The organism is Mycobacterium avium subsp. avium, assembly GCF_009741445.1.
In the GTDB taxonomy this organism is placed as follows: Bacteria; Actinomycetota; Actinomycetes; order Mycobacteriales; family Mycobacteriaceae; genus Mycobacterium; species Mycobacterium avium.
In genome coordinates this window covers 3,731,260-3,746,683 of sequence record NZ_CP046507.1, presented here as the reverse complement: position 1 = coordinate 3,746,683, position 15,424 = coordinate 3,731,260, and the positions used below count along the sequence as shown (strand labels likewise).

Below are 15,424 nucleotides of genomic sequence, written 5' to 3'. Positions count from 1 at the left end.
GATAGGCGGTATGCTGGCCGGATGACTCGCCACAGCTACCACCACGGCGACCTGCCCGCGGTGATCCTGGCCGAAGCCGCGCGGCTGGTGGCCGAGCGCGGCGCCGAGCGCGTCTCGCTGCGCGAGCTGGCCCGCTGCGCCGGCGTCTCGCACGCCGCGCCGGCGCATCACTTCACCGATCGGCGCGGGCTGTTCACGGCGCTGGCCACCCAGGGCTTTGAGCTGTTGACCCAGGCGCTGGCCGACGCGCGGGGCGATTTCGCCGATGCCGCCCTGGCGTATGTGCGGTTCGCCCTCGACCACCCCGGCCACTACCAGGTGATGTTCAACAGGTCGCTGCTCGATGCGTCCGACGGCGGCCTGGCCGCCGCCGAGGCGGCGGCCGGCGCGGAGCTTTCCCGCGGCGTGGCGACGTTGCGCGACCCGCACGCCCGGGCCGACCCGGGCGGCGCCGAACTGGCGGCGTGGTCGCTGGTGCACGGTTTCGCCACGCTGTGGCTCAACGACGCCGTCGACGCCGCGGTCCGGGCGGCCGACCCGATGGACACGGTCCGGCGGATCGCGACGATGCTGTTCGCCGGCTGACCGGGTCAGTCGCCGGCGGGCGGGCTCGGCGGCTTCCGGGGGAGGAAGGACGCCGGAATGATGGTGCAGGCCACCAGCACGACGGCCAGCACGAAGACGGCCGTGTAGGCGTGCGACAAGTGGTGCGACACGTGGCCGGCCAGCTCGGGGGTCATGGCCGGGCGCGGCGCGGCCGACGGATCCACCGGCAGGCCGCGCTTGCCGGTGACCGGGTGCATCCCGGCCGCCTCGTTCGCCGCCATCAGGGCCGGATTGCGGTTGAACTGGTTGGTCAGGATGACCGCCATGAGCGCGGCCCCGATCGACCCGCCGACCTGCTGGTTCACGCTGATCAGCGTGGTCCCGCGGGCGACCTGATGCGGCGCCAGCGCCTGCATCAGCGCCGCCGACAGCGGCGTGGTGGTCAGGCCGATGCCCAGGCCCATGATCGCGAGTCCGCACACCAGGACCGGGGAATACGCGGCCTGCCTGGCCACGCCGTAGGTGAACACCGCCAGACCCACCGCCATCAGCGGCAGACCGGTCAGCACGATCTTGCCGGGCCCGTGCTTGTCCATGACGGCCCCACCGAGCGGCATGGTCAACACGGCGCCGACACCGATCGGCAGCATGTGCAGGCCCGACTGCATCGGCGTCTCATGGCCGACGATCTGGAAGTAGCTCGGGACCAGCAACCCGACGCCCACCGAGGCGGCCGCGAACACCAGCAGCGTCACATTGACCTGCGTCACCACCGGGTTCCGGAACAGCCGCAGGTCGATCAGGGGGTGCTCGGTGCGATACCAGGCGTGCAGGATGAACGCCGCGATCAAGACCAGGCCGACCAGCGCCGGCACCAGCACATAGCGGTCGGCCACCGTGTGCCGTCCCGGAATGGAACACACCCCGCATAAAAAGATCGCCACGCCCGGTGACAGCAGCAGCGCGCCGGTGATGTCGAGCGCCTCCGACGGGGCCGAGCGGTCCTTGGGGAACAAGAGCGCCGCCAGCGCGAAGGCGGTCAGCCCGATCGGCAGGTTGATCAGGAAGATCCACTTCCAGCCATAGGCCCCGATCAGCCAGCCGCCCAGGATAGGGCCCCCGATCGGGCCGAGCAGGATCGGGATTCCGCCGACCGCCATCAGCCGGCCGACCCGCTTGGGTCCGGCCTCCCGCGTCAGGATGACGAAGCTGAGCGGCAACAACATGCCGCCACCGACGCCTTGCACCACGCGAAACAGGATGAGCAGCAATATGTTTGGCGCCACCGCGCACAGCAGCGAGCCCAGCGTGAAAATCAGCACCGAGCCCATGAACAGGCGTTTGGTGCCGAACCGGTCGGCCGCCCAGCCGGTGATCGGGATGACCGTGGCGAAGGCCAGCATGTAGCCGGCGATCGTCCACGAGACGATGGCCTGGTTGGCGCCGAACTGTGCGATGAACGTTCGTTGGGCGACGGCCACGACGGTGCTGTCCAGCACGGCCATGATGCAGGCCAGCCCGCAGACCCCGGCGATCCGGAACAGCGCGGCATCGAGCTTGTCGGGGTACTCGTCGTCGCGCAGGGACGGTCCCGAGGCGGTGGCCAACGGGACGCTGAAAGCTGCAGAACGGGTCTTCTCCATGGCGCCGCTGAGCATATCCGCAGGGTTGCCCCGGCTGAGGCGTTTTACCCCTATTCGCTTATTCGCACGCGTGTAATTCGTTTTCTGTGGTTAAGCGATAAACGCGCTGGTGCTGATCCGGCGGCGCGATTATGTCATTTGCCGGCGGTTTCGGTGGCGGGCTTTTTCGGCAGAAACGACGCCGGAATGATGGTGCAAACCACCAGCACAACGGCGATCACGAATACCGCGGTATAGGCGTGCGAAAGATCATGCAACACATTGCCCCAAAAACCGGGAGCAAGCGATTGCCGGGGTATTGCGGATTGGTCGATCGGCGTCCCACCGGCGGCCGCCTTCTGGTGCAGGGCGGCCAGCTTGTTGGCGGCGACGATGTTGGGGCTGCGGTTGAACTGGTTGGTCAGGATCATCGACATCAGCGCGGTGCCCATCGAGCCACCCACTTGATGGCTGACGCTCATCAGCGTCGTCCCGCGCGCGATTTGGTGCGGGGCCAGCGCCTGCACCGACGCGACGGACAGCGGCATCATGGTGCAGCCCATGCCTAGGCCGGTGATCGCCAGCCCGGCCAGCAGCGTCGGCAGGTAGGGGGCCTGCCTGGCCACCCCGAAGGCGAAGGCGCCCAGGCCGGCGGTGATCAGCGCGATGCCGACCAGCACCACCTTGCCCGGCCCCTGCCTGTCCACCAGCGGTCCGGTCAACCGCATGGTCAGCATGGCGCCGAGTCCCTGGGGAATCATGTGCACGCCGGCCTGCATCGGCGTTTGGTGCAGCACCTGCTGGAAATAGCTCGGCAGCAGCAGCCCGGCGCCGAAGAAGGCGGTGGCGAAGACCAGCATCGTCACGTTGGCGTGGGTGAGCACCGGATTGCGGAACAGCCGCAGGTCGATCAGCGGATGATCGGCGCGATGCCAGGCGTGCCCGACGAACCCGGCGATCAGCGTCAGCCCCATCGCCGCCGGTATCAGCACATGCCGGTCCGCGACGGTGCCGCGGCCGGGGATGGAGGACACCGCGAACAGGAACGTGGCCAGGCCCGGCGAGAGCAGCAGCACGCCCACGGCGTCGAAGGTCTCCGAGCGGGCCGGGTGATCGCGGGGAAACACGACGGCGGCCAGGGCGACGGTGACCAGCCCGATCGGCACGTTGATCAAGAAGATCCACCGCCAACTCGAGGTGTCGATCAGCCATCCGCCCAGGATCGGGCCGCCGATCGGGGCGAGCAGCATCGGGATGCTCAGGATCGACATCAGCCGCCCGAGCCGCCGCGGCCCCGCTTCCCGGGTCAAGATCATGAAACCCAACGGCAGCAACATGCCGCCGCCGATGCCCTGAACCACCCGAAAGACGATGAGCTGCAAGATGTTTGCCGCTAGCGCGCACAGCAGCGAGCCCAGCATGAAGGCCAGCACCGAGCCGATGAACAGTCGTTTGGTGCCGAACCGGTCCGCCGCCCACCCGGTGATCGGGATGACGGTGGCCAGGGCGAGCGTGTAGCCGGTCATCGTCCAGGCCACCACGGCCTGCGAGGAGGAGAACTGGTCGATGAAGGTGCGCTGGGCGACGCTGACGACCGTGACGTCCAGGATCGCCATCACGGTGGCCAAGATGCACACACCGGAGATCCGCAGCAGCGCGGCGTCCAGCTTGTCGGGGTATTCCCGTTCGGTGCCGCCCGGCTGCCCGGTCGGGGCATGCGGCGGCGTTTTGGCCGCTGCGTACGGGGCCTCATCCATGGCGTTGCTTAGCATATCGAACAGACCGGATTCGCCGGCCCCGGCGGCCGCCAATTCGGTTATCGCGCTGGGTGAGCGCATATACGCCTGCTGTCTGCGTGTCCTTCACCATTCCGACACCTGAGATCGTCAAACTGCTGGTGTGTCTGGAAAATTGATCGTCTCCGTCTCGGGCATCGGCGAACGCACCCTGCCCGACGTGGAGGCGTTCTGCGCACAAATGGACGCGCGCAACGTGCCGGTGTCATTGCTGGTGGCTCCCCGGCTGTCCGGCGACTACCGGCTCGACCGCGACCCGCGAACCGTCGAATGGCTGACCGGGCGCCGGGCCGGTGGGGACGCCATCGTGCTGCACGGCTACGACGACGCTGCCACCAAGAAGCGGCGCGGCGAGTTCGCGATCCTGCGGGCGCACGAGGCCAACCTGAGGCTGATGGCCGCCGACCGGGTGCTCGAGCATCTCGGGCTGCGCACCCGGCTGTTCGCCGCGCCCGGCTGGGTGGTGTCACCCGGGGTCGTCAAGGCGTTGCCGGGCAACGGATTCCGCTTGCTGGCCGACCTGCACGGGATCACCGACCTGGTCCGGCACAGCACCGTGCGCGCCCGGGTCCTCGGCATCGGCGAGGGCTTCCTCAGCGAGCCGTGGTGGTGCCGGATGGTGGTGCTGTCCGCCGAGCGGATCGCCCGCCGCCACGGCGTGGTGCGGGTGGCGGTCGCGGCTCGCCATCTCCGCAAACCCGGCCCGTTGCAGGCCATGCTGGACGCCGTCGACCTGGCCCTGATGCACAACTGCGAACCGACGGTGTATCGCTGGCGCTCCGACCGGGCCGCCCTGGACGCCGCCTGACCAAGCGAGTCGCGCGCGGCGGCCGGGGCACTACCCTGGTCCGACATGAGCGATTCATCGGTGGCGGGTTTCGGCGCGGATGCCATTGTGGTCGGGGCCGGACTGGCGGGCCTGGTCGCCGCCTGCGAACTGGTGGACCGCGGCCTGCGGGTGCTCGTCCTGGACCAGGAGAACAGCGCCAACCTGGGCGGGCAGGCCTTCTGGTCGTTCGGCGGCCTGTTCTTCGTCGACAGCCCCGAGCAGCGCCGGCTGGGCATCCGCGACAGCCATGAACTCGCGCTGCAGGATTGGCTGGGCACCGCGGCGTTCGACCGCCCCGAGGACTTCTGGCCGCGCCAATGGGCGCACGCCTATGTCGATTTCGCCGCGGGCGAGAAACGCAGTTGGTTGCGTGCCCGGGGGTTGAAGCTTTTCCCGTTGGTCGGCTGGGCCGAGCGCGGCGGCTATGGCGCACAGGGACACGGCAATTCGGTCCCCCGCTTCCACATCACCTGGGGTACCGGCCCGGCGCTGGTCGAGATCTTCGCCCGCCGATTGCGGGATCGCTCGACCGTGCGTTTCGCGCACCGCCATCGGGTCGACGAACTGATCGTCGAGGGCGGCGCGGTGACCGGCGTCCGGGGCAGCGTGCTGGAGCCCTCCGCCGCGCCACGCGGTGTCGCGTCGTCACGAAACACCATAGCGCAGTTCGAGTTTCGCGCCGACGCGGTGATTGTGACCAGTGGCGGCATCGGCGGCAACCACGAGTTGGTGCGCAAGAATTGGCCGAAGCGGATGGGCCGCGTCCCCGAACAATTGCTCAGCGGTGTGCCGGCACATGTCGACGGCCGGATGATCGAGATCACCCAGCGGGCCGGTGCGCGGGTGATCAACCCGGACCGGATGTGGCACTACACCGAGGGCATCACCAACTACGAGCCGATCTGGCCGCGGCACGGCATCCGCATCATCCCGGGCCCGTCCTCGCTGTGGCTGGACGCCAACGGCAAGCGGCTGCCGGTTCCGCTCTACCCGGGGTTCGACACCCTCGGCACGTTGGAGTACATCACCAAATCGGGCTTCGACTACACCTGGTTCGTGTTGAACGCCAAGATCATCGAGAAGGAATTCGCGCTTTCCGGCCAGGAGCAGAACCCCGACCTGACCGGGCAGAGCGTGCGCGAACTGCTGCGCAACCGGGCGCGCTCCGGGCCGCCCGGACCGGTGCAGGCGTTCGTCGACCGGGGGGTGGACTTCGTCAGCGCGAATTCCTTGCGTGAGTTGGTGACCGCGATGAACAAGCTGCCCGACGTGGCGCCGCTGGACTACGCCACGGTGGAGGCCGAGGTCACCGCCCGCGACCGCGAGGTGGCCAACAGGTTCAGCAAGGACGGCCAGATCACCGCGATCCGCGCCGCCCGCGGCTATCTGGGCGACCGGCTGGGCCGGGTGGTGGCGCCACACCGGCTGACCGACGCGAAGGCCGGACCGCTGATCGCGGTCAAACTGCATATCCTGACGCGAAAGACGTTGGGCGGCATCGAAACCGACCTCGCCTCGCGGGTGCTGGGCGCCGACGGCACCCCGCTCACCGGACTGTACGCGGCCGGCGAGGCGGCCGGATTCGGCGGCGGCGGGGTGCACGGCTATCGCGCGTTGGAAGGCACCTTCCTCGGCGGTTGCATCTTCTCCGGCCGCGCTGCCGGTCGCGGCGTCGCCGACGACATCACCTAAGAGGCCGAGCGCTAGAAGGTGACGGCGTCCTCTTCGGGCAGCACCTGGAAGTCGGTGCTGGTCATCTCCGAGAGCCGGCCGTAGTAGATGCCGCGCGCGTCCGGGGCGATGATGCCCTGGTGGATGGGGACGGCGCGGGCGGGCGCCACGGCGCGCAGGTAGTCCACCGCCTCGGACACCTTCATCCACGGGGCCGCGGCCGGGGTGGCCAGCACGTCCACCGGCTCGTCGGGCACGAACAGCGCGTCGCCGGGATGCATCAACCGGGCGCGATGGCCGCCGTCGCCCACCAGAAACGAAATGTTCTCTATCACAGGGATTTCCGGGTGGATCACCGCATGTTTACCACCGACCGCGCGAACCGTCAGCTCGCCGATCTGCAGCTCGTCGCCGACGTGCACCGCCCGGCAGGGTGCGCCCAGTTGGGCGGTGGTCTGTGGGTCGGCGTACAGCGCGGCATCCGGGTTACCCTCGAGCAATGCCGGCAGCCGGGTGGCGTCGATGTGGTCGGGGTGCTGATGGGTGATCAAGATGGCGGTGAGGCCGGTGATGCCCTCGAAACCGTGTGCGAAGGTACCGGGGTCAAAGAGCACTCGGGTGTGGTCGAACTCGGCAAGTAGGCACGAATGGCCGAAATGCGTCAGTTGCATATCTACGATTGTGCCTTGATGGACAAGCTGCCGATGCGCGTCTTCCTGGCCACCATGGTGGTCGCCGGCAGCTTCGCGGTTGCCCTGATCGTCGTCATTCCTGCGTACGGCGAGCCCGAGACTTGCCCGGGGATATGCGACCGGATCCCCAACACCGCGTGGATCGATCAGCATGCGGTGCCGCTGGATGCGGTGTACCACTGGCCCGCGCTCGCCGGTCAGGCGGCGCACACCACCGGCGCGGCGCCCGGCCCGCGTTTCCGGTTCGAGGAGCTCTGCGGCGCGCCGGCCCTGCCGCAGGACCCGCGCGACTCGGCGGTGGTGGCGCGTTCGACGGTTGCCCATCCCGACGGGCAGTGGCAGCTGCAGGCGCAGGTGCTGCACTGGCGCGGCGACACCGCCCACGGCGGCGCCGTCGCGGCCACGGTGTTCGGCAACGCCGTCGCCGCGCTGCGCGGCTGCCAGCAGCGCGCGCCGCAGGAATCGCCGTCACTGACCAGCGACGAGCCGACCCGGATGGCCGCCGTGATCAGCGGCCCGGTGGTGATGCACACCTATCTGCTGGCGCACCCGGCCAGCAGCACCATCAGCGAGCTGACGCTGTGGTCGTCGGCGCCGCCGCAGACGCTGTGGCCGGCGATGGCGGACGACCCGGTGCTGAGCGCCATGAACGCGTCGTTGTGCGAGGCCTACATCGCCTCGTGCCCGTGATCCCGAGCTGCGCTTTCGCCGGTAGAGTTGGCGCGGAAAACGCCAACACAGGAGGAGCGCCGGTGGCCCGGGTGATCGTGAGTGTGATGCCCAAAGCGGAGATCTTGGACCCGCAGGGTCAGGCGATTGTCGGCGCACTGGGCCGGCTCGGGCATTCCGGGATCTCAGATGTGCGGCAGGGCAAGCGATTTGAGCTCGAGGTCGATGACAGCGTCGACGATGCGGCGCTCGCCGAGATCGCCGAAACGCTGTTGGCCAACACCGTGATCGAGGACTGGACGATCAGCCGGGAGACGCAGTGACCGCACGCATCGGGATCATCACCTTCCCCGGGACGCTCGACGACGTGGACGCCGCGCGGGCGGCGCGACGGGTCGGCGCGCAGCCGGTCAGCCTCTGGCACGCCGACGCCGACCTCAAGGGCGTCGACGCGGTGGTGGTGCCCGGCGGCTTCTCCTACGGCGACTACCTGCGGGCCGGCGCGATCGCCCGGTTCGCCCCGGTGATGACCGAAGTCGTCGACGCCGCCCGCCGCGGAATGCCGGTGTTGGGTATTTGCAACGGTTTTCAGGTGCTCTGCGAGGCCGGGCTGCTGCCCGGCGCGTTGACCCGCAACGTGGGTCTGCACTTCATCTGCCGCGACGTGTGGCTGCGGGTGGCCTCGACGTCGACGGCATGGACGTCGAGGTTCGAACCCGACGCCGATCTGCTGGTGCCGCTGAAATCCGGTGAGGGCCGCTACGTCGCCCCCGCCGACGTGCTCGACGAACTCGAGGGCGAGGGACGGGTGGTTTTCCGCTACCACGAGAACCTCAACGGGTCCCAGCGCGACATCGCCGGCGTCAGCTCCGCCGACGGCCGCGTGGTGGGGCTGATGCCGCATCCCGAACATGCCATCGAGGCGCTGACCGGGCCTTCCGACGACGGCCTGGGCCTGTTCTATTCGGTGCTGGACGGCGTGCTCGCCGGCTGAGCGCCGGGACGTCAGCCCGCGTCGCGCAGCAATGGTGCGTGCGCCGGCGGTGCGGCGGGGTTCAACTCCTCGAAGAGTTGGGTCGCGTCCGCGATCGTCTCGTCGAGAAAAGCGGCGAAATCGGTGAAGCCGACACCGTTTCGGATCCATTGCGACTTGCGCGCGGTGACGCCGATCCGCTGCGGATCCGACGAACCGTGCACGATCGCGGTGACGCGCCGGCCCAGACGGTTCCACCGGTCGGAAAAGTGGGTCAGCCACGGGCGGTCGGACGCGGGGAAGTAGCACCCCGGACTGACCCGGATGATCAACACGTCGTCGTGCGCGGGCGAAATCTCGAAGTGGACATGCAGCCGCCGCGGAGCGGCGGTGACGAAGAAGTATTCGCCGTCGTGGTGGCCGCGAAAATACCGCCGGCCGCGCGTGCGCAAGTAGCGCTCCACCAGGTTCGCGCAGCTCTGCTCGTTCGTCATGACGAACATGCTGCCGCCGGCGAATTTGCGGACGCTGGGAGCCAACCGGTGCGCCACCGAAGAATCTGTTGAGAATTCGCTGAGTCAGCCGCTCCGCTCCACGATCCCGGCGCCCGGTCCGGGCACCGTGCGCGGCAGCGTGACCGAAAACCGGTACCGCTCCGGGCGATAGTGGAACTCCACCACCTCAAGGGGCGTGTCGTCATGGCCGTAACTGGTGCGTTCGAGCACCAGCACCGGTGACCCCAACGGCAGGTTCAGGGCGCCGGCCACTTCCACCGAGGCGCCGGCGGCGTGGATCTCGTAGCTGGCTCGGGCGATCGGGGTGTCGAGTCGCCGCTCCCACATGGTGTAGGTGCTTTCCATCGCCCGCCCGGTCTGCGTGTCGGTCGCGCTCTTCAGCAACGGTTCGACGGCCTCGCCCAACCCCGGCGGCAGGTAGGCGATCATCAGGGCCAGCGGCTGCTCGCCGTCGCGGAAACGCCGGTGCACGCAAAGGACTTTGGTCAGATGCAGCGTTTCGGCGATGCGTTGCGGGGCGTCCTCGACGCGATGCGACAGCACGTCGACGTTCGGAGTGATGCCCGAGGCGGCCAGCACCTCGGTGATGGTGCGCACGCCGGGACCGAGTTCCTGCTTGACCGGGTTGGCCACGAAGGTGCCCAGGCCCTGGCGGCGCACCAGCCAGCCCTGGCGTTCGAGCAGCCCGACCGCCGCGCGCACGGTGACCCGGCTCACCCGGGTGCGATCGACCAGCTCTCGCTCGGTGGGCAGCCGCGCACCGCGAGGCAGCCGCTGTTTGACGATGGCCGCCTTGAGCGCTTCGGCGAGCTGGGTGCTGGCCGGCACGCTGCCCCGGGAGATCCGCAGGTCGGCGGCGTCGAGGTCGAGCTGGTCGGGGACCACGAGATGTATTAAAATGTCTCATTTGCTGGCCGTAAAGCGCGAGCACCGCAAGCACGACCGCCGTCACCAACCGACTAGGCGGAAAATATTGGCGCACAACGGGTTTCGGGTCGCCGTGGCGTCAGTCGGGATCGGTCAGCGGATACAGCGCGGGCAGGTTGACCACGATGGCCTCCTGGGTGCTGCGCGCGATCACCACCTCGGCGGTGGTGTGCGGGTCGGGGTTTTCCTCCCGGTGCGGCAGGTAAGGCGGGATGAAGACGTAGTCACCGGGCGCGGTGGCGATGCGGACTTCATGGACGCCGTCGTGAAAGACGAACTCCGGGTTGCCGGTTCGCACATAGATCGCCGTCTCGGATTCGCCGTGGTGATGGTTGTCCGACGCCGATCCGGGGAACGCGTGCGTCTCACCCATCCACAGCTTTTCCGACCCGACCGAGTTGCCGGACAGCGCGGCGAAGCGCCGCAGGCCCTCCGACTGTGCGGTATCGGAGCTGAGCTGTGACGCCTTGACGTGATACACGCGGTTGCGCGCGACGTGCGGTGTCGCGTCGTCGAAGTCCGGGTGAAATCCGTCCGCGGTGGCCATTGGTTCTCACGAAGTGAGCGGGACGGCGGCCTCGGCGGTGTAGCACAAGAAGGTCAGCGTCTCCTGCAGGTACAGCTGCACGGTGTCCGCGTCGTGACTGGTGTAGCCGATCGACACGTCGGTCCCGAGTTGCAGGTCGAAGTCGCCGCCGCGGGTGGTCAGCACGAAAGCACCGTCGATGGCCGGCGCCCAGATGATGTCGCCGGGAACCAGCCGGTCGATGTGTTCGAGGATCGGATAGCCGTGTTCGGTGGTCTCGCTGACCTTGGTGTAGACGTCGGCGGACAGCAGCACCGAGTAGGGGCCGTCGACACCGGCCAGCCGGAGTTCGGAGATCGCCTGGGTGATCACGTCCGGAATCTCGCGGGGGTCTGCCGGCAGGGCCAGCGGCTTGTTCGAGCTGGCCGAACGGATGCCGTCGATCGATGCGGCCGCGTAGCCCTCGAAGATGGCCCGGTCTTCCACGAACGCCAACTTCTTGGCGGCCTCCTTGACCGGATCCCAGTCCGAGTCGTTGGCGCCGCGCTCGACGTTGTCGATCTCGTAACGCGACAAGGTGAACGGAACCCGCAGCCGGACAAGGGGTTTGCTGGCCCGCAGGTGGGCCACCACACCGCTGGTGGGTGCCTCGACGTCGATCAGTCGGCCGGTGCTGACCGCCGCGGCGGCCGGACCGCCGGGCTCGCTCACGTCGACCACCCGCCGGCCGGCGACATGGCGCTTGAAGGTCCGGCTGGCCTCCAATTCGATTTCACCCCAAGCGGCTTCGGTGACCGGTGCCAGATCGCGGTAGAGGTTGTTCATCGAGTTGTTCCTTAGGGTTGAAGGGGTCTGGGATTGGATGTCCTGGATGCCCAGGACGGTGGGGTGTGGCTAATGTGTTGTTGCAACGGTTGTTGCTTGAAAGGAATGGCCGCCCTGCCGTTTTGGACGGTCCTGGCCACTGATTGAGATCTGACGCGTACTCGATGACGCTGCTCTAAGGACCTGTTGGCGGGGTTGTCCGCGGGGACTGCGACGACAGGAGTAGCGGTATGGCCGAACCCGACCGAGTGTGGGTGGGTATCGACGTCGGTAAGTCCACTCATCATGCGTGCGCGATCGATGACACCGGAAAGGTGGTGTGGTCGAAGAAAATCCCGAACGAACAGGCCGCGATCGAAGACCTGATCGCCCAGGGCGGCCGGATTGCTAACCACGTGGTGTGGGCGATCGATTTGACCTCGCCGCCGGCGGCGCTGCTGATCGCCGTACTGCTGAGCGCGAAAGCCGAGGTGGTGTATGTGCCGGGCCGCACGGTTAACACGATGAGTCATGCGTTCCGCGGCGAAGGCAAGACCGACGCCAAAGACGCGCGGGTAATCGCCGAAACCGCTCGGCACCGACGAGATCTGTCCCCGGTCGTACCCGGCGAAGACCTGGTTGCCGAATTGCGGTCGCTGACCGCATACCGGTCGGATCTGATGGCTGACTGGGTGCGAGGCGTGAACCGGCTGCGCTCGATGCTCACCGCCATCTTCCCTGCTCTGGAAGCTGCGTTCGACTACTCCACCCGCGCGCCGTTGATCCTGGTATCCGCTATGTGCACTCCGGGCGAAATCCGGTCGGCAAAAAGAGCTGGCGTGATCAAGCACCTTCGGAAAAACCGGGCATGGCCCAACAACATCGACACGATCGCCGACAAGGCGCTCGCCGCGGCAGCAGGCCAGATAATCACCCTTCCCGGCGAAGCCGGAACCGCCGCGCTCATCAAGCAACTCGCAGCACGGCTGCTGGACTTGGATCGGCAGATCAAGGACATCGATAAGCAAATCACCAACAAATTTCGTGAGCATCCCAGCGCCGCCATCATCGAGTCGATGCCCGGCATGGGGCCACACCTGGGCGCTGAGTTCCTCGTAATCACCGGCGGCAACATGGCCGCCTTCACCAACCCCGGCCGACTGGCATCGTTCGCCGGATTGGTACCCGTCCCACGCGATTCCGGCCGTATCACCGGCAATCTGCATCGGCCCAAGCGCTACAACCGGCGCCTGCGCCGCGTGTTCTACCTCGCCGCCCTGTCCAGCCTCAAGATCGAAGGTCCCTCGCGGGCTTTCTACGACCGCAAACGATCCGAGAACCATATCCACACCCAGGCCCTGCTTGCCCTGGCACGCCGCCACGTCGACGTCCTGTGGGCACTGCTGCGCGACAACAGAACCTGGCAACCCCAGCAACCAACCGTGGCAGCTGCCTGACGCACTCACCGGGCGTCCTCACCGCTTGACACGCTCATTGAGATTCCTTTCAAGCTGCCGATCGACAGTGAGCCGTTCCGCGCCGGGGGTGCCGCCGGCGTCCCAGGCGCGGGCAGGGGTGGCGGGTCGTCGAGGAAATCGACGGTGGGAGAGAAGAACAGTCCACCGGTGACCGCGGTGGAGAAATCGAGGATGCGATCGGTGTTGCCGGGCGGGGCGCCGAGGAACATGTTGCGGAGCATCTGTTCGGTGACTCGCGGGGTGCGCGAGTAGCCGATGAAATAGGTGCCGTATTCGCTCTTGCCGAGTTCGCCGAAGGGCATGTTGTGCCGGACGATTTTCAGCTCGGTGCCGTCGTCGTCGGTGATGACGTTGAGCGCGATGTGGGCGTCGGCGGGTTTGACGTCGTCGTCGAGTTCGATGTCATCGAGCTTGGTGCGCCCGATCACGTTCTCCTGCTCGGTGACCGACAGCGCGGTCCACGCCGACATGTCGTGCAGGTACTTCTGCACGTGGACGTAGCAGGAGCCGGCGAAGTCGGGGTCCTCGTCGCCGATCGCGGTGGAGCTGACGGCCAGTGCGCCGTCGGGGTTTTCGGTGCCGTCGACGAACCCGAGCAGGTCGCGGTTGTCGAAGTACCGGAAGCCGTGCACCTCGTCGACGACGGTGACGGCGCCGGCCATCGATTTCAGGATCCGGTCGGCCAGTTCGAAACAGACGTCCAGGCTTTCGGCCCGGATGTGGAACAACAGGTCCCCGGGTGTGGCGGGAGCGGTGTGCCGCGGCCCGTGCAGCTCGACGAAGCGGTGCAGCTCGGCGGGGCGCGGCCCGGAGAACAAACGGTCCCAGACGTCCGAGCCGATCGAGGCGATCGCCGACAACCGCTTCTGCGGCTCGCGGAAACCGATCGCGCGCACCAGCCCCGAGATGTCCTGCAGCGCCTCGTGCACGGTCGCCTCGCCGCCGTCGTCGACGGTCAGCACGAGGAAGATCGCCGCCGGGGTGAGCGGCGCGAGGATGGGCTGTGGCTGGACGGGGGGCACGTGGATGACCCTAACGTGAACGCCGTGACGGCGGACAGCCATGATGTTCACCATGTCCGGCGGGCCTCGAAACCAGACGAAGTCCTCAGCGAGTGCGCAAGGGCTCTGCGAGTTCATCGACGCCTCTCCGTCGCCGTTTCACGTCTGCGCCGCGGTGGCCGCTCGGCTGATCGCTGCCGGGTACACCGAACTGGACGAGGCTAAACACTGGCCATCGCAGCCCGGCCGCTACTTCACCGTGCGGGCCGGCTCCCTGGTGGCCTGGAATTCAACCGGCGCCGACGGCCCGTTCCGGATCGTCGGCGCGCACACCGACAGCCCGAACCTGCGGGTCAAGCAGCATCCCGACCGGACGGTCGCCGGGTGGCGGGTGGTGGCGCTGCAGCCCTATGGCGGCGCCTGGCTCAACTCGTGGCTGGACCGCGACCTGGGCATCAGCGGACGCCTGTCGGTGCGCGACGGTTCCGGGCTCAGCCACCGGCTGGTCCGCATCGACGAGCCGATCCTGCGGGTGCCGCAGCTGGCCATCCATTTGGCCGAGGACCGCAAGTCGGTGACGCTGGATCCACAGCGGCACGTCAACGCGGTGTGGGGCGTCGGCGAGTCGGCGCGGTCGTTCGTCGACTACGTCGCGGCACGGGCCGCGGTGGCGCCGGACGACGTGCTGGCCGCCGACCTGATGACCCACGACCTGACGCCCTCGACGCTGATCGGCGCCTCGGAGAACGGAACTGCCGACCTGCTCAGCGCGCCCCGGCTGGACAACCAGGCCAGCTGCTACGCGGGCCTGGAGGCGCTGCTGGCGACCGAGCCGAGCGGGCCGCTGCCCGTCCTGGTCCTCTTCGACCACGAGGAGGTCGGGTCGTCCTCGGACCACGGCGCGCAATCCGACTTGTTGAGCACCGTGCTGGAGCGAATTGTGTTGGCGGCCGGCGGTACTCGGGAGGACTACCTGTCCCGGCTGCCGGCCTCGCTGCTCGCCTCGGCGGACATGGCACACGCCACCCACCCCAACTACCCGGAGCGCCACGAGCCCGGCCACCCGATCGCCGTCAACGCCGGACCGGTGCTCAAGGTGCACCCGAACCTGCGCTACGCCACCGACAGCCGCACCGCCGCGGCCTTCGCGCTGGCCTGCCGGCAGGCCGGGGTGACGCTGCAGCGCTACGAGCACCGGGCCGATCTGCCGTGCGGGTCGACGATCGGCCCGCTGGCCGCGGCGCGCACCGGCATCCCGACGGTCGACGTGGGCGCGGCGCAGCTGGCGATGCACTCCGCGCGCGAGCTGATGGGCGCGCACGACGTCGCCGCGTACTCGGCCGCGATGCACGCGTTCCTTTCTCCCGGCTAGCGG

The 15,424-nt window shown here is 68.2% G+C and carries 16 protein-coding genes; 8 read left to right on the top strand and 8 right to left on the bottom strand.

The window, feature by feature from the left end; translation table 11 throughout:
• The first annotated feature begins 21 nt into the window (after positions 1 to 21).
• The gene (locus MAA44156_RS17430) at positions 22 to 585 is read left to right on the top strand and encodes a TetR/AcrR family transcriptional regulator (protein WP_009974907.1); all 564 of its coding nucleotides are present in this window, start codon (positions 22 to 24) and stop codon (positions 583 to 585) included.
• Between the two features lie 5 nt (positions 586 to 590).
• Here the strand turns inward: MAA44156_RS17430 and MAA44156_RS17425 are convergent, their stop codons facing one another.
• On the bottom strand, positions 591 to 2,204 hold the full coding sequence (locus MAA44156_RS17425) for a DHA2 family efflux MFS transporter permease subunit (RefSeq protein WP_023880346.1): 1,614 nt from the start codon (positions 2,202 to 2,204) through the stop codon (positions 591 to 593).
• Positions 2,205 to 2,323: 119 nt separating this feature from the next.
• The gene (locus tag MAA44156_RS17420) at positions 2,324 to 3,940 is read right to left on the bottom strand and encodes a DHA2 family efflux MFS transporter permease subunit (protein WP_225601178.1); all 1,617 of its coding nucleotides are present in this window, start codon (positions 3,938 to 3,940) and stop codon (positions 2,324 to 2,326) included.
• A gap of 127 nt (positions 3,941 to 4,067) precedes the next feature.
• On the opposite strand from MAA44156_RS17420, the gene MAA44156_RS17415 reads away from it, so the two are divergent.
• Together MAA44156_RS17415 and MAA44156_RS17410 are read left to right on the top strand one after the other, a co-directional pair.
• Entirely contained in the window at positions 4,068 to 4,772 is a 705-nt protein-coding gene (locus MAA44156_RS17415; RefSeq protein WP_023880345.1) for a DUF2334 domain-containing protein, read from the top strand.
• A 45-nt stretch (positions 4,773 to 4,817) separates the two neighbouring features.
• The gene (locus MAA44156_RS17410; RefSeq protein WP_023880344.1) at positions 4,818 to 6,485 is read left to right on the top strand and encodes an FAD-binding dehydrogenase; all 1,668 of its coding nucleotides are present in this window, start codon (positions 4,818 to 4,820) and stop codon (positions 6,483 to 6,485) included.
• Between the two features lie 11 nt (positions 6,486 to 6,496).
• Here the strand turns inward: MAA44156_RS17410 and MAA44156_RS17405 are convergent, their stop codons facing one another.
• Positions 6,497 to 7,135, bottom strand: a complete 639-nt coding sequence (locus tag MAA44156_RS17405; RefSeq protein WP_009974914.1) for an MBL fold metallo-hydrolase — start codon at positions 7,133 to 7,135, stop codon at positions 6,497 to 6,499.
• Between MAA44156_RS17405 and MAA44156_RS17400 the strand changes: the two genes are divergently transcribed.
• From MAA44156_RS17400 to purQ, 3 genes are all read left to right on the top strand, one after another.
• Positions 7,112 to 7,846, top strand: a complete 735-nt coding sequence (locus MAA44156_RS17400; protein ID WP_023884595.1) for a hypothetical protein — start codon at positions 7,112 to 7,114, stop codon at positions 7,844 to 7,846. The genes MAA44156_RS17405 and MAA44156_RS17400 overlap by 24 nt on opposite strands.
• Positions 7,847 to 7,908: 62 nt before the next feature.
• Positions 7,909 to 8,148, top strand: a complete 240-nt coding sequence (purS, locus tag MAA44156_RS17395; RefSeq protein WP_003875786.1) for a phosphoribosylformylglycinamidine synthase subunit PurS — start codon at positions 7,909 to 7,911, stop codon at positions 8,146 to 8,148.
• Complete coding sequence (gene purQ, locus MAA44156_RS17390) at positions 8,145 to 8,819, top strand: phosphoribosylformylglycinamidine synthase subunit PurQ (RefSeq protein ID WP_003875787.1); 675 nt, start codon at positions 8,145 to 8,147, stop codon at positions 8,817 to 8,819. Before purS ends, purQ begins: the two co-directional genes overlap by 4 nt.
• 11 nt (positions 8,820 to 8,830) lie before the next feature.
• On the opposite strand, the gene MAA44156_RS17385 is transcribed toward purQ, so the two are convergent.
• The 4 genes from MAA44156_RS17385 to MAA44156_RS17370 form a co-directional block, all read right to left on the bottom strand.
• Positions 8,831 to 9,292, bottom strand: coding sequence for a hypothetical protein (locus MAA44156_RS17385; protein ID WP_033712173.1), 462 nt, complete (start codon positions 9,290 to 9,292; stop codon positions 8,831 to 8,833).
• A gap of 84 nt (positions 9,293 to 9,376) precedes the next feature.
• The gene (locus MAA44156_RS17380) at positions 9,377 to 10,198 is read right to left on the bottom strand and encodes an Rv0792c family HTH-type transcriptional regulator (RefSeq protein ID WP_009974918.1); all 822 of its coding nucleotides are present in this window, start codon (positions 10,196 to 10,198) and stop codon (positions 9,377 to 9,379) included.
• 121 nt (positions 10,199 to 10,319) lie between these two features.
• Complete coding sequence (locus tag MAA44156_RS17375; protein ID WP_009974919.1) at positions 10,320 to 10,787, bottom strand: cupin domain-containing protein; 468 nt, start codon at positions 10,785 to 10,787, stop codon at positions 10,320 to 10,322.
• Between the two features lie 6 nt (positions 10,788 to 10,793).
• Complete coding sequence (locus tag MAA44156_RS17370) at positions 10,794 to 11,591, bottom strand: family 1 encapsulin nanocompartment shell protein (RefSeq protein WP_009974922.1); 798 nt, start codon at positions 11,589 to 11,591, stop codon at positions 10,794 to 10,796.
• 230 nt (positions 11,592 to 11,821) lie between these two features.
• Here MAA44156_RS17370 and MAA44156_RS17365 point away from each other — a divergent pair, with 230 nt between their 5' ends.
• On the top strand, positions 11,822 to 13,027 hold the full coding sequence (locus MAA44156_RS17365; RefSeq protein WP_009974923.1) for an IS110-like element IS901 family transposase: 1,206 nt from the start codon (positions 11,822 to 11,824) through the stop codon (positions 13,025 to 13,027).
• A 5-nt stretch (positions 13,028 to 13,032) separates the two neighbouring features.
• Here MAA44156_RS17365 and MAA44156_RS17360 read toward each other — a convergent pair whose 3' ends face one another.
• Positions 13,033 to 14,076, bottom strand: a complete 1,044-nt coding sequence (locus MAA44156_RS17360; protein ID WP_162990997.1) for a Dyp-type peroxidase — start codon at positions 14,074 to 14,076, stop codon at positions 13,033 to 13,035.
• Between the two features lie 37 nt (positions 14,077 to 14,113).
• On the opposite strand from MAA44156_RS17360, the gene MAA44156_RS17355 reads away from it, so the two are divergent.
• Positions 14,114 to 15,421 (top strand): M18 family aminopeptidase, encoded by a 1,308-nt coding sequence (locus MAA44156_RS17355; protein ID WP_031351769.1) that lies wholly within the window; start codon positions 14,114 to 14,116, stop codon positions 15,419 to 15,421.
• Positions 15,422 to 15,424: the final 3 nt, after the last annotated feature.